Consider the following 13,257-nt stretch of genomic DNA (forward strand, 5'->3'; position numbering starts at 1 on the left):
TACAGAAGGCGGGAGCGAAACATATGAGTCAATTTAGCAAAGATCAGGTTCAAGATATGTATTACCTATCGCCGATGCAGGAGGGGATGCTGTTTCATAGCATCCTGAATCCCGGCCAGAGCTTTTACCTTGAACAAATTACGATGAAAGTAAAGGGCGACTTTAATATCAAATGCCTTGAAGAGAGCATGAATGTCATCATGGACCGGTACGATGTATTTCGTACCGTGTTCATTCACGAGAAAGTAAAAAGGCCTGTTCAAGTCGTATTAAAAAAACGTCAATTTCATATAGAAGAAATCGATCTGACACATTTATCCGAAAGAGAGCAAACGGATAAAATCAATGAATACAAAGCACAGGATAAGATCAAAGGCTTTGATTTAACGCGTGATATTCCGATGCGAGCAGCCATCTTCAAAAAAGCTGACAACAGCTTTGAATGGGTGTGGAGCTACCACCACATTATTTTGGACGGATGGTGCTTTGGCATCGTCGTGCAGGATCTGTTTAAGGTATACAACGCCCTGCGTGAACAAAAGCCGTACAGTCTGCCGCCTGTCAAACCGTATAAGGAATACATCAAGTGGCTTGAAAAGCAGGATAAACAAGCATCGCTCCGCTACTGGCGCGAGTACTTGGAAGACTTTGAAGGACAGACGACGTTTGCGGAGCAAAGAAAGAAACAAAAGGAAGGATACGAGCCGAAAGAACTGCTCTTCTCACTGCCGGAGGCGGAAACAAAAGCCTTTACAGAGCTTGCGAAATCTCAGCACACCACTTTGAGTACCGCTTTGCAGGCAGTCTGGAGCGTACTGCTCAGCCGTTATCAGCGGTCTGACGATTTGACCTTCGGTACAGTCGTTTCCGGGCGTCCCGCGGAAATCAAAGGCGTTGAACATATGGTCGGCCTGTTTATCAACGTTGTTCCTAGAAGAGTGAAATTGGCTGAAAACATGACCTTCAACGGTTTGCTCAAGCAGCTTCAGGAACAGTCACTTGAGTCAGAACCGCATCAATATGTGCCGCTTTATGATATCCAAAGCCAGGCCAACCAGCCGAAATTGATTGACCACATCATCGTGTTTGAAAATTATCCGCTTCAGGATGCAAGCAATGAAGAAAGCGGTCAAAACGGATTCGATATGGAGGATGTTCATGTATTTGAGAAGTCGAATTATGATCTCAATTTGATGGCCTCCCCGGGTGACGAAATGCTGATCAAGCTTGCCTATAATGAGAATGTGTTTGATGAAGCGTTTATGCTGCGCTTAAAATCCCAGCTTCTCACAGCGATTCAGCAGCTCATTCAGCATCCGGATCAGCCTGTCAACACCATTGATTTCATTGACGAAAAAGAAAAAGAGTACTTGCTTAACGGCTTAAATCCGACACCTCAAACGTGTGAGCCAAAACCTCTGACAGATTGGTTCAAGGAGGCGGTGGACGTCAATCCAAGTGCACCGGCGCTCACATTTGCAGGCCGAACGCTGTCCTATCACGAATTAGACGAGGAAACGAACCGCCTCGCACGCCGTTTGCAAAAGCAAGGTGCTGGCAAAGGCTCTGTTGTTGCATTGTACACAAAGCGCTCACTGGAACTGGTGATTGGGATTCTCGGTGTGTTAAAGGCGGGAGCGGCTTATGTACCGGTTGACCCTAAGCTGCCGAATGACCGAATTTCATATATGCTGACCGACAGCGGGGCGGCATGTCTGCTTACACATCAGGAGATGAAAGAGCAAGCGAATCAGCTACCGTTTACAGGCCAAACACTCATCATTGATGATCCCATCCGTTTTGAAGAAGACGCAAGCGATCCTGAAACCGTGATTGCACCTGATGATGCGGCGTATATCATGTATACATCAGGCACAACCGGAAAACCAAAGGGAAATATCACGACGCATGCCAATATTCAAGGATTAGTGAAGCACGTTGATTACATGACGTTTTCTGAGAAAGACACGTTCTTATCTGTATCGAATTACGCTTTTGACGCATTTACCTTTGATTTCTACGCTTCCATTCTGAATGGAGCAAGACTGATTATTGCTGATGAAAATACACTGCTTGATCCAGAGCGTCTCACGAGTCTCATCCGCCAAGAGAATGTCAGCGTCATGTTTGCGACCACAGCTTTATTTAATCTTCTCACAGATGCGGGAGAGGATTGGCTGAAGGGGCTTCGCTGTGTGTTATTCGGAGGAGAACGCGCGTCTGTGCCTCACGTCAGGAAAGCACTGAAGATCATGGGGCCGGGCAAGCTGATTAACTGCTACGGCCCGACTGAGGGCACGGTGTTTGCAACGGCTCACGTCGTGCACGAGATTCCGGGAACTATCTCCTCTCTGCCAATCGGAAAGCCGATCAGCAATGCGAGTGTTTATATTCTCAATGAATCAAATCAGCTCCAGCCGTTCGGAGCGGTCGGTGAACTATGCATCAGCGGAATGGGTGTATCAAAAGGCTATGTAAACCGTGATGAGCTGACGAAGCAGAAATTTACCGCCAACCCGTTCAAACCGGGAGAAACACTTTACCGAACCGGGGATCTCGCTTGCTGGCTGCCTGACGGAACGATTGAATACGCCGGCCGTATTGATGATCAAGTGAAAATACGGGGGCACCGGATCGAGCTGGAAGAAATCGAAAAGCAGCTGCAGGAATATCCCGGGGTAAAAGACGCGGTTGTCGTAGTGGACCGCCACGAGTCTGGCGACGCATCAATCAATGCCTACCTCGTGAACCGGACGCAGCTTTCAGCAGAAGACGTTAAGGCACATCTGAAAAAACAGCTTCCTGCTTATATGGTGCCGCAGACATTTACGTTCTTGGACGAGCTTCCTTTAACAACAAACGGAAAAGTCAATAAACGTCTGCTGCCAAAACCGGAGCCAGATCAGATATCGCAAGAATGGATTGGGCCTCGAGATGAAACGGAAGAAACAATTGCACAAATCTGGTCCGAGATTCTCGGGAGAAAGCAAGTCAGCATCCACGACGATTTCTTCGAGCATGGCGGTCATTCCTTAAAGGCGATGACAGCCGCTTCTCGCATCAAAAAAGAGCTCGGAATTGACCTTCCGGTGAAGCTTTTGTTTGAAGCGCCGACGATTGCCGGCATTTCTGCATACCTGAAAAACGGGGGCTCAGAAGGACTTCAGGACGTAACAATCATGAATCCGGAACAGGATGACATCATTTTCGCGTTTCCTCCGGTATTGGGATATGGCTTAATGTATCAGAACCTGGCCAAGCACTTGCCGTCATACAAGCTGTGCGCCTTTGACTTTATTGAAGAGGAAAACCGTCTTGACCGGTATGCCGCTCTGATCAAGGAGCTTCAGCCGGAAGGGCCTGTGACACTGTTCGGTTATTCAGCAGGGTGCAGCCTGGCGTTTGAAGCGGCTAAAAAACTTGAAGAGCAAGGACGCACCGTACAGCGGATCATCATGGTGGATTCCTATAAAAAACAAGGCGTCAGTGATCTGGACGGACGCACGGTCGAAAACGATGTCGAAGCCCTGATGAATGTAAACCGGGACAATGAAGCGCTCAATAGTGAAGCCGTCAAGCAGGGGCTCAAGAAAAAAACACATGCCTTCTACTCATACTACGTCAACCTGATCAGCTCGGGCCAAGTAAAAGCGGACATTGATTTGCTGACCTCTGATCTTGACTTTGAAATGCCCGAATGGCTTTCCTCGTGGGAAGAGGCGACAACGGGCGCTTACCGGGTGAAAAAAGGCTTCGGAACACACGCCGAAATGCTGCAGGGCGAATGTCTTGATAGGAATGCCGGGATTTTGCGCGAATTTCTAAATAAACAAACCATAACGCTTTCTTAAGGAAGCGATGAAAGGGGGAGCCGGCCAATGAGCCAACTGTTCAAATCATTTGATGCGTCGGAAAAAACGCAGCTCATCTGTTTTCCGTTTGCCGGCGGCTACTCGGCTTCATTTCGCCCTCTCCATGCTTTTTTGCAGGGGGAGTGTGAAATGCTCGCAGCTGAACCGCCGGGGCACGGCACGAATCAGACGTCAGCCGTTGAGGATCTCGAGCAGCTGACTGATTTGTACAAGCAAGAATTACATTTGAATTCAGATCGGCCGTTTGTGCTGTTCGGGCATAGCATGGGCGGCATGATCACCTTCAGGCTGGCGCAAAAACTGGAGCGTGAAGGCATTTTTCCGCAGGCCGTGATTATCTCTGCGATTCAGCCGCCGCATATTCAACGGAAAAAAGTATCGCATTTGCCTGATGATCAATTTCTCAATCATATTATGAAATTAGGCGGAATGCCCGCAGAGCTCGTTGAAAATAAGGAAGTCATGTCATTTTTCCTGCCTTCGTTCAGATCGGATTACCGTGCGCTTGAACAATTCGAACTTTACGACATGACACCGATCCAATCGCCGGTCCATGTCTTTAACGGACTGAATGACGAAAAATGCATCCGGGATGCGGAAGGCTGGAAGAAGTGGGCGAACCATATCACGTTCCATGAGTTTGACGGCGGGCATATGTTTCTGTTGTCACATACGGAGGAAGTGGCGGAACGGATATTTGCGATTTTGAATCAGCATCCGATTTCCAGTTCCTAATGAAGAAGCGAACAGCGCTGTGCTGTTCGCTTTTTTGATATAGAATGTAAATTTTTTCATGATATAATAGTCGCAATACTCAAATAAAGGCAGGTCAGGAAAAAATGTCTCGGCACATCCTTCACGCGTCTCCTAAGATGAAATGGTTTGTATTGCTGTTCACGTTTGTCTTCGCCATCGGAATGAACTCATTCAGAAATTCCTTTCAATTTTTTATGCTCCCGATGGCAGAGACCTTTCACGCCGACCGGTCGCTGATTTCGGCTTCCGTCAGCATTTTTATGATCACGACGGGTGTCGTTCAGTTTTTTGTCGGCTTTTTTCTTGACCGGTTCAGCGTCAGAAAGATTATGGGGATCGGCGCCATCTGTATCAGCGCAAGCTTTTTGGCGCTCCCGCATTCGCCGAATGTCCATATATTTTCCGTGATCTACGGTGTGCTCGGCGGAATTGGCTATTCCTGCGCGGTTGGCGTGACGACCCAGTATTTTATCAGCCGCTGGTTTGACACGCATAAAGGCTTGGCGCTCGCCATTTTGACCAATGCAAATTCAGCCGGTTTGCTGCTGCTGTCACCAGTTTGGGCTGCAGCTCCTTACTATGCAGGCTGGCAAACTACGTATACGATATTGGGCATTTTCTTAGCTGCTGTTCTGCTGCCTCTTTTGGCCTTCGGAATGAAGCACCCGCCCAATGTCCAAGGACAGTCCATGAAAAAATCTTATGACTGGCAAGGATTTTGGAAGGTGTTAAAGCAGTCCCGCCTCATTCATATCCTGTACTTCGGCGTATTTACGTGCGGATTTACGATGGGAATCATTGATGCTCATCTCGTTCCCATGCTGGGGGATGCGCATGTCTCTCATATCAACGGAATGATGGCTGCATTCGGGGCGTTTATTATCATTGGGGGATTATTGGCAGGCTGGCTGTCAGATTTGCTTGGCAGCAGAAGCGTGATGCTCTCCATTTTGTTTTTCATTCGTCTCATTAGCTTGATCTGCCTGCTTATTCCCGCGCTCGGCATTCATAACAGTGAGCTTTGGTACCTGGGCTTTACGCTGTTATTCGGGCTCAGCTACACAGGCGTGATCCCGCTGACCGCTGCGTCCATTTCTGAAAGCTTTCAAACCGGGCTTATCGGCTCGCTCCTAGGCATCAATTTCTTTATCCATCAAATCGCCGGCGCTCTCAGTGTGTATGTGGGCGGGTTGTTTTTTGATATGAATCATAATTATTTGCTGATTATGGTTGTGTGTTTGGTGCTGGTATGTTTATCAGCATTATTGGAGCTGGTGCCAATCAAAAAAAACAAGCATTTTCATAACGAAGAGAGTGTTGAAAATTAATTTCCATTAGCTGAAGAGAATGTTACTCGATGGAAAGAAGATAAAATATCTCATTAAATAAAAGAGGGAATACCCTCTTTTAAGTTTGTCGTTTTCCTTTTTTGGCACGTACTTGTTCTTTTACAAGCTGTCTGAATGAGTGGAGCTCATTTTCGAATACAAAAAAACGTTTAGGAACTAAGATGACCTGGTGACTAGAAGTTTTGATAGAGAATAAGTGTTTATATTCTGCAACTGCCCTTATTTCATCCCATTCAAACAACGTAACATCGTTTTTGGATTGAATTTGAATGCCTTGCCGGTTCATGGTATATGTCCTTTTGCGTTTTAGCCGTGTATTGTTCTTATAGCTGGTACGCAGCCGCATATAATGAAAAGCAATCAAAAGCAATGTAAAGATCAAAGATAGAATCGCTATGAAAATACCATTATATATCACTTCAAGTGTTTCGCTGTCATAAACAGTAAACGGAAATCCATAAAGTGAATACACCAATAAAGATAAAAAAAAATATAAATAAAAGAAAACAATGCTGATATTCTTTGCCGGTATAAAAAGTAACATCTCATATCTTGTAATGATATGGCTCCCTCTAGGAAGACACTGTGTTGAATCATTCTTACACTGCACCTCAAACCATTTTTCCTTCAACTCTAACATAACATCTCATTTGTTCATAGAAATGGATTTTTCGGTTTGCTTTCTTTTTCGGAGACCGGCATTGCTTCCCAGCACGCCGATGATAATACAAACCGCACCAGCAAGGTGGTACCAGGCTAGGCTTTCGTTCAGAATCACAACTCCGGCAATCATCGTCACGATGGTGGACAAATGATTAAAAGCGCTCATTTTAAACGCCTCAATCCGGGACAGCGCATAGTTGGACATAAACGAAGTCACGAGCGAAGATAACACGCCCAAATACACAATTGCGAGGATAAAGCCGGGCTCCCTGAATGGATGGAAGTAAGTGCCGACCGTTCCGGAAGCACCGTGACGCACCAAAGCGATGGCATTGAAGACGACAAATCCGATCGCTGACATGATGTAGGTAAGCTCCATCAGCCGGAAACGCTGTGTCATTTTTCTTGCGGCGGTATTGTACATAGCTGAAGACAGCGCGGACAATAAAATGAGTACAGACCCCTTTAGGCTGGCCGATTCCACGTTCACGCCCTTCATCACAAAAATAAACATGACGCCCGCAACTGATAACACGGTGAACCCTTTTTGGGCCCACGTCGATCGCTCTTTTAAAAAATAAGCGGCAAAAACCATTGTGAAAATCGGAATGGATGCCTGAATGATCCCGGCTTCAGAGGATGACGAGTACACCAGGCCGAATGCCTGAAAGCTGAAAAACAGCGCCGGATACAGCAGGGCGAGCGGCAAAATGGCCATTACATCTTTTAAACGGATGGACAGCTTCACCCATCCGAATAAGACAGGTATAGTAGCTGCTGCAAACGCAAGGGTGAACCGATGTGCAAGAATATCAAACGGTTCTGCCGATCGCAGGGCGATCTTCACGAAAAGAAAGGATAAACCGATAATCAATGCATTTAACAACGCTGCAAGATAAGCTGAGGTTTGCTGATTTTTATACATACAGGAAGTGCTCCTTTATATAAATAATAGAGCCGGCCGCTCCCTTTTATTGTATGGGGAGGATCGGAACGGTACAATGAGAAAAACAATGAACTGTACCGGTACAAAACAGGGGGAGAAAGAATGGAGAAGTATATCAGTCTCTTAATACAGATAGAGGAAATGATGCAAGGCAGTGTCTATCAAGAAGGAGACAGGCTTCCTTCCATCCGGCAGCTGTCTACCCGCTATCAAGTCAGCAAAAGCACGGTGATCCGCGCACTGCAAGAGCTGGAAAAACGCCATCTCATCTATTCTGTTCCGAAAAGCGGCTATTATCTTGTGAAAAAGACGAAGAAGCCGCATCACGGCAAGGCAGGCCCAATCGACTTTGCAACATCTGCGCCAGACCCTGATATTTTTCCGTATGTGGATTTTCAGCATTGCATCAACAAAGCGATTGATACATACAAGCGTGATTTGTTTCTATACGGAACACCGAAGGGCCTTCCGTCGCTCATCTCTGTTCTGCGAAAGCTGTTTGCTGATCAGCAGGTATTTGCGGACGAGAGGCATATGTTTATCACATCCGGCGTACAGCAGGCACTCTCCCTGCTGTGTGCAATGCCGTTTCCCAATGGGAAAAAGAAGATCGCCATTGAACAGCCAGGCTATCATTTGATGATTGAACAGCTGGAGACACTGGGCATCCCCGCAATCGGGATAAAAAGAACGGAGGAGGGGCTTGATTTAGCAGAAGTCGAGCGGCTGTTTCAAACAGAACCGATCAAATTTTTTTATACGATGCCACGCTTCCATAACCCGCTTGGGAGTTCACTGGCCGAACGGGACAAACAAGAGCTGGTGAGATTGGCAGAAGCCTATGACGTCTATCTTGTTGAAGATGACTACCTTGGTGATCTTGAGGAAAATAAAAAGGCAGACCCGCTGTACGCATACGATCTGTCCTCACATGTGATTTATTTAAAAAGCTTTTCAAAAATGATGTTTCCCGGTCTTCGCGTGGGTGCCGCCGTTTTGCCGGATGTGCTGACTGACACATTTCATACGTATAAAAAGCTGAACGATATTGACTGTTCGATGATTTCTCAAGCCGCGTTAGAAATTTACATCAAAAGCGGAATGTTCGGCAGGCACAAGGAAAAAATCAGAAATTCCTATAAGGAACGGTCCCTCAGACTTCATGAAGCCATCCAAACACACGGACAATCGAGCCGCGGCCGCTTTATATTTTCCAGCGGCCAAGCCCCATGCATGCATACCCATCTGGTGCTGCCTGAGGATCTGCCGGCATCAAGAGTGATTCAAAAGGCGAAAAAGCAGGAGGTTCTCCTTGAAGCAATTGACCGCCATTATTTATCAGACTATCCGAAAGAAAATCTATTAAAAATCAATATTTCCAATGTAAAGACGGAAGATATTGAGCGAGGCATTAAGCTTTTAATGAGCCATTTATAAAAGCGCTTCGTACGAGATCATGGTGATGTCCTCCGGGAAATCAGGGCGGGCGGCGCACACGGCCATTTTATAGCCGGGGTCTACCTCATACGATTTGATAAAGCAAGGTGTATGATGTTTCGGAAGCTCGACGGATACTCGGCCATCCTCATGCAGGCGCACGGAGAAGGAGTCAAGCGGCAGCGACAGGCCTTTGCCTTCCTGCTTGATAAAGCTTTCTTTCATAGACCATAAATGATAAAAATAATCGTTTTGCTCGTCTTTATGTTTGGATAAAAGATCGCTGTACTCGGTCTTTGAAAAGAAACGTTCGGCAATCCCGAGGCTGATTGGCTTCATTTTTTCAATATCGACGCCGATCGGATCTGAATCAAATGCGCCGATGACCCAATGGCCGGAGTGGGAAATGTTAAAGTGGGCATCGGGGAGGTCAGGGATGCAAGGCTTCCCGTATTCCTGCGCGCTGAAGCGGATATCGGCTTTATTCAGCTGGTACTGCTCGCTGATGACAGAGCGGACAAGCACATCTCCCAGCAGGGTGCGGTGAGCATCTTCTTTATGATAAAATCTCCGGCATTTCTCCCGTTTTTCAGCGGAAACGAAAGACATCAGCCGATCCGATTCTGCCTGTGAAAGCGGGCGGTCCATATAAATTCCGTAAATTTTCATTCTAGATCCTCCGTCTGCAAAAGATTGTCAAAACCATCCTATCATATTTTGATTTACTTCGGAGTAAGATCCTCGATGATCTCATATACATAAGGGCTTTTAGGTGTGCTGATTTTTTGTGTGTTTGTCACAGAAATGTTTGGGAGCCGTTCACCGTCCTGATTGATCGTTGTAAGCTTTCCCGTTAGGTAAACCCATTCGCCTTCCTTAATATCAGGTTTTTTAGAGAAACCAACCGGCAGCCCGTAAACCGTGGCATCGGCGATACAGCATGATATTCCATAACGGCCGATAATATAGCGGTTCAGCTGTTCGTCAAAATAGACAAACCCTTTGATATGAATCTCCTTTCCTTCATAAGATTCCGGATTCTCCATCAAAAGATGAACGACCGGAACATAATATTTATCCACTACAGATATCATTTCTTCTTGCTCCATTTGCCGCGCCAGTTCTTTTTCATAGCCGCTTGGAAGTGTAGAAGCCGTTCCTTCTTCACCAGCTTTTGTTTCTGATTTGATGTCATCAATGCTTTTCGAACCATTTGTGGAAAACATTCGGTTTTGGGCGATTTCATTTGTCAGAACATGGTTTGGGAAAAGGAAGCCTGATGCGATAGGTATCAGAAAAAAGCTGTACAGCCATGGGTGAGTCTGTGGATGCTGATGACTGCATGCACAGGCGGAGCAGCTGTACCGATTGTCTTGTTTTCGCCACATGATTGACAATATCCCGAGTGTAAAAGCAGTTAAGATAAAGAACTTTGTAAACCAAATCATGCGGGGAGAAATGAAATGTAAAATGTCGCCTGTCAGATAAAGTTTTAAGGTCATAAAAGCAAAGCCGATTAATAGAAGTCCACGAACCACAGCTTCAAAAGAATACATTGTAGTATGTTTCAATTCAACCACCCTTTATCCGAATATGACACCATAGAGCCATGCGATTCCAAGCACCGAAGCTGAAATGATCAGAAAAAATGCGATCACAAAGCGTTTTTTGAAACATGAAGCATATACAAACATATTTTTCAAATCAAGCATCGGGCCATACAGCAAAAAGGAGAGAAGGGAAGCGTGAGAATAAGTGCCGGCGAATGTAGAAGCGACAAAAGCATCCGCATGCGAGCAGAGTGAAAGGACAAATGCAAGTCCCATCATGACAGCCGAACCTGACAGATCACTCGTTCCCAGTTCAGCGAGAGCTCCCCGATTTAAAAAGGTTTGAAAAAGACTGGCGATAAATGCGCCGGCGATTAAATATCTGCCCATGTCGAAGAATTCCTCAATCGCATGGGTAACGATAGATCTCAAGCGGTTTCTGTGCTGCTGCGGGGTGTATTCTGTCCGCGCGTCTGATGTAGATTCTTTCAGCATTGATTGCTTTCTGAATAACCAATACATCATAAGGCCAGTGATGATACAAATGACGACGGCCAGCCCGATGCGCGCATAGACAAGCTCCAGGTTCTTGCTGAATGCATAGTAGGTGGACAATACGACAATCGGATTTAAGATAGGAGCTCCGACTAAAATGACCGTACCGACGTGCAGAGGCATGCCTTTTTGGATCAGACGGCGCACCACTGGAATCACCGCACATTCACACACTGGAGAAAGAATGCTGATCAAGAGAGCGGAGCCAATTGCGCCATATGGGTTCTTCACGATCCATTTGGTCATCCATTGATCGGATATGAACAAGTCAATCAGTGATGAAAAAAAGATGCCGAGCATGATGAAAGGAATGGACTCAAGTAAAATACTCAGAAAAATGGTATTGACGTTAAGCAGGGAATTTGGAACAGGAATAGAAAGCTTGTCGGGTTCAAGGAGGATGAAACAATAGAGTAAAAAGAAAAAGAGCAATATGCTGAAGGAGCGTCTAGCAAATTGTTGGATAACTTCCATTATGATACCTGCCGTCTCTTGTATTTCTCTTATATGAGATAGTACCAATCTATGAGACAAGCTTGCAGAACATGAGTGAAAAGCAAAAAACCGGACAAATGTAATTGGTCCGGTTTTTGTGTAACAGTAGATTAGTGCAGAGGCGGAGTCGCTTTGGCAGCGGCTGTCCGTCTCGCCATAGCATATTGTAATAATTGTGTGGACTGCGGCAATGAAAAACGCAAAATCAGCCCAGTAAGGATCGCAGTCAAAATGGTTCCGATCCCGATCGGTCCGCCCATGCCCCATGCCGCGAACAAAATCGTGATTTCAATGCCGTTTCGCACCCATTGCACATTCCAGCCGGTTTTTTCTGAAATCAGCATCATCAGCGAATCACGCGGGCCTGCCCCAAGACCTGCTGATACATAAACACCGACGCCGTAGCCAATCAGCAGCACGCCGAGAGAGAAGACAATAGCGGAAGCCATGTAACCGGAGGGTTCAGGCAGGAGAAAATTGAAAAAATCTATAAAAATACCGATGAGCAGCATGTTCAGTATCGCTCCGATTTTTGGCCAAGCTCTCGTAAACAATGACGTCAACCCAACGATGATCGCACCTATAATGATGGCCCACTGGCCGATCGTAAGCCCGAAGTGCTGAAACAGGCTGTAATGAAATGCATCCCACGGACTGATCCCTAGCGCTTTTCCTTCTATCGTAAGGGATACACCAAAAGACAGAATAAGCAGACCGGCAAAATAAAATGTCCAGCGCAGAACAAGTTCTCGCTTCACGTGAAGTCCCTTCTTTCGTAAAAATCAATCGATTGTCATTGTAGCATATCTGACAGAAGGGCGGAATAGGCGAACAAGGTTCAACAAAAAAACAGGGCCGCCGGCAGGCGCCCTGTTTTGGATTTTATAACGGATTCAAAATCCGATTCAAAAACCGCTGGGTCCGTTCTTCTTTTGGGGCGGTGAAGATTTCCTCCGGCGGCCCCTGCTCCACGATGACGCCGCCGTCAATGAAGACGACTTCGTCCGCCACTTCCTGGGCGAATTTGATTTCATGGGTAACAACGACCATGGTCCAGCCTTCATTGGCTAAATCCTTGATAACCTTTAGCACGTCACCCACAAGCTCAGGGTCAAGCGCTGAGGTCGGTTCGTCAAACAGCATCAGCTCCGGCTGAATGGCCAGTGCGCGGGCAATCCCGACGCGCTGCTGCTGGCCTCCGGAAAGCTGGAACGGATATAAATCCATTTTGTCCTTCAATCCGACTTTTTCCAGAAGCTGAATCGCTTCTTTTCTGACCTCTGCCTTGTTGCGTTTTTGCACCTGAACAGGGCCCTCCATGACGTTTTCAAGGGCTGTGCGGTGAGGGAAGAGGTGATACGCCTGAAACACCATTCCCGATTTCCGGCGGAGCTGAAGGATATCCGACTGCTTCACTTTCTTTGAAAAATCGATGGAGAAATCATCAAATGCAAGCTCCCCGCGATTTGGGATCTCCAGCGCGTTCAGACAGCGAAGCAGCGTCGTTTTCCCTGAACCGGAAGGCCCAAGTATAGCGATGACTTTTCCTTTTTCTATCTTCATATCTATCTGTTTTAAAATTTCATTTTGACCGAATGATTTGTTTAATCCTTTAACGGAAAGCATACTCGGAA

General features: G+C 46.4%; 11 protein-coding genes. 4 read left to right on the top strand and 7 right to left on the bottom strand.

Annotation, left to right across the window (positions count from 1 at the left end; genetic code table 11):
- The first annotated feature begins 23 nt into the window (after positions 1-23).
- The 3 genes from srfAC to NSU16_RS02080 all read left to right on the top strand — a co-directional run bounded on the left by srfAC (position 24) and on the right by NSU16_RS02080 (position 5,956).
- Positions 24-3,851: a surfactin non-ribosomal peptide synthetase SrfAC gene (srfAC, locus tag NSU16_RS02070; protein WP_339191943.1), complete on the top strand. Its 3,828-nt coding sequence runs from the start codon at positions 24-26 to the stop codon at positions 3,849-3,851.
- Positions 3,852-3,878: 27 nt separating this feature from the next.
- A complete protein-coding gene (gene srfAD, locus NSU16_RS02075; RefSeq protein WP_339191944.1) occupies positions 3,879-4,607 on the top strand; it encodes a surfactin biosynthesis thioesterase SrfAD in 729 nt (242 codons plus the stop codon).
- 104 nt (positions 4,608-4,711) lie between these two features.
- Positions 4,712-5,956 (top strand): MFS transporter, encoded by a 1,245-nt coding sequence (locus NSU16_RS02080; RefSeq protein WP_339191945.1) that lies wholly within the window; start codon positions 4,712-4,714, stop codon positions 5,954-5,956.
- A 79-nt stretch (positions 5,957-6,035) separates the two neighbouring features.
- On the opposite strand, the gene NSU16_RS02085 is transcribed toward NSU16_RS02080, so the two are convergent.
- On the bottom strand, positions 6,036-6,617 hold the full coding sequence (locus NSU16_RS02085) for a YcxB family protein (protein WP_339191946.1): 582 nt from the start codon (positions 6,615-6,617) through the stop codon (positions 6,036-6,038).
- A gap of 6 nt (positions 6,618-6,623) precedes the next feature.
- The gene (locus NSU16_RS02090) at positions 6,624-7,565 is read right to left on the bottom strand and encodes a DMT family transporter (protein WP_339191947.1); all 942 of its coding nucleotides are present in this window, start codon (positions 7,563-7,565) and stop codon (positions 6,624-6,626) included.
- A gap of 123 nt (positions 7,566-7,688) precedes the next feature.
- On the opposite strand from NSU16_RS02090, the gene NSU16_RS02095 reads away from it, so the two are divergent.
- Positions 7,689-9,023, top strand: coding sequence for a PLP-dependent aminotransferase family protein (locus NSU16_RS02095; protein WP_326333766.1), 1,335 nt, complete (start codon positions 7,689-7,691; stop codon positions 9,021-9,023).
- Here the strand turns inward: NSU16_RS02095 and NSU16_RS02100 are convergent.
- From NSU16_RS02100 to tcyC, 5 genes are all read right to left on the bottom strand, one after another.
- Positions 9,018-9,692, bottom strand: coding sequence for a 4'-phosphopantetheinyl transferase superfamily protein (locus NSU16_RS02100; RefSeq protein WP_339191948.1), 675 nt, complete (start codon positions 9,690-9,692; stop codon positions 9,018-9,020). The genes NSU16_RS02095 and NSU16_RS02100 overlap by 6 nt on opposite strands.
- A gap of 53 nt (positions 9,693-9,745) precedes the next feature.
- A complete protein-coding gene (locus tag NSU16_RS02105; RefSeq protein ID WP_339191949.1) occupies positions 9,746-10,594 on the bottom strand; it encodes a TIGR03943 family protein in 849 nt (282 codons plus the stop codon).
- A 12-nt stretch (positions 10,595-10,606) separates the two neighbouring features.
- Positions 10,607-11,602, bottom strand: coding sequence for a permease (locus NSU16_RS02110; protein ID WP_286059057.1), 996 nt, complete (start codon positions 11,600-11,602; stop codon positions 10,607-10,609).
- 131 nt (positions 11,603-11,733) lie between these two features.
- Positions 11,734-12,381, bottom strand: a complete 648-nt coding sequence (locus NSU16_RS02115; RefSeq protein WP_010333001.1) for a YitT family protein — start codon at positions 12,379-12,381, stop codon at positions 11,734-11,736.
- A 124-nt stretch (positions 12,382-12,505) separates the two neighbouring features.
- Positions 12,506-13,249 carry a cystine ABC transporter ATP-binding protein TcyC gene (tcyC, locus tag NSU16_RS02120; RefSeq protein ID WP_286059056.1) on the bottom strand — a complete coding sequence of 248 codons (744 nt, stop codon included), beginning with the start codon at positions 13,247-13,249 and terminating at the stop codon, positions 12,506-12,508.
- Positions 13,250-13,257 lie beyond the last annotated feature (8 nt).

Origin of the sequence: Bacillus sp. FSL K6-1003 (assembly GCF_037964945.1) — a bacterium.
GTDB classification, from domain to species: domain Bacteria; phylum Bacillota; class Bacilli; order Bacillales; family Bacillaceae; genus Bacillus; species Bacillus mojavensis.

Coding starts and splice junctions, on each gene's coding strand:
- srfAC (WP_339191943.1), top strand. CDS start 24: ATGAGTCAATTTAGCAAAGATCAGGTTCAAGATATGTATTACCTATCG.
- srfAD (WP_339191944.1), top strand. CDS start 3,879: ATGAGCCAACTGTTCAAATCATTTGATGCGTCGGAAAAAACGCAGCTC.
- NSU16_RS02080 (WP_339191945.1), top strand. CDS start 4,712: ATGTCTCGGCACATCCTTCACGCGTCTCCTAAGATGAAATGGTTTGTA.
- NSU16_RS02085 (WP_339191946.1), bottom strand. CDS start 6,617: ATGTTAGAGTTGAAGGAAAAATGGTTTGAGGTGCAGTGTAAGAATGAT.
- NSU16_RS02090 (WP_339191947.1), bottom strand. CDS start 7,565: ATGTATAAAAATCAGCAAACCTCAGCTTATCTTGCAGCGTTGTTAAAT.
- NSU16_RS02095 (WP_326333766.1), top strand. CDS start 7,689: ATGGAGAAGTATATCAGTCTCTTAATACAGATAGAGGAAATGATGCAA.
- NSU16_RS02100 (WP_339191948.1), bottom strand. CDS start 9,692: ATGAAAATTTACGGAATTTATATGGACCGCCCGCTTTCACAGGCAGAA.
- NSU16_RS02110 (WP_286059057.1), bottom strand. CDS start 11,602: ATGGAAGTTATCCAACAATTTGCTAGACGCTCCTTCAGCATATTGCTC.
- tcyC (WP_286059056.1), bottom strand. CDS start 13,249: ATGCTTTCCGTTAAAGGATTAAACAAATCATTCGGTCAAAATGAAATT.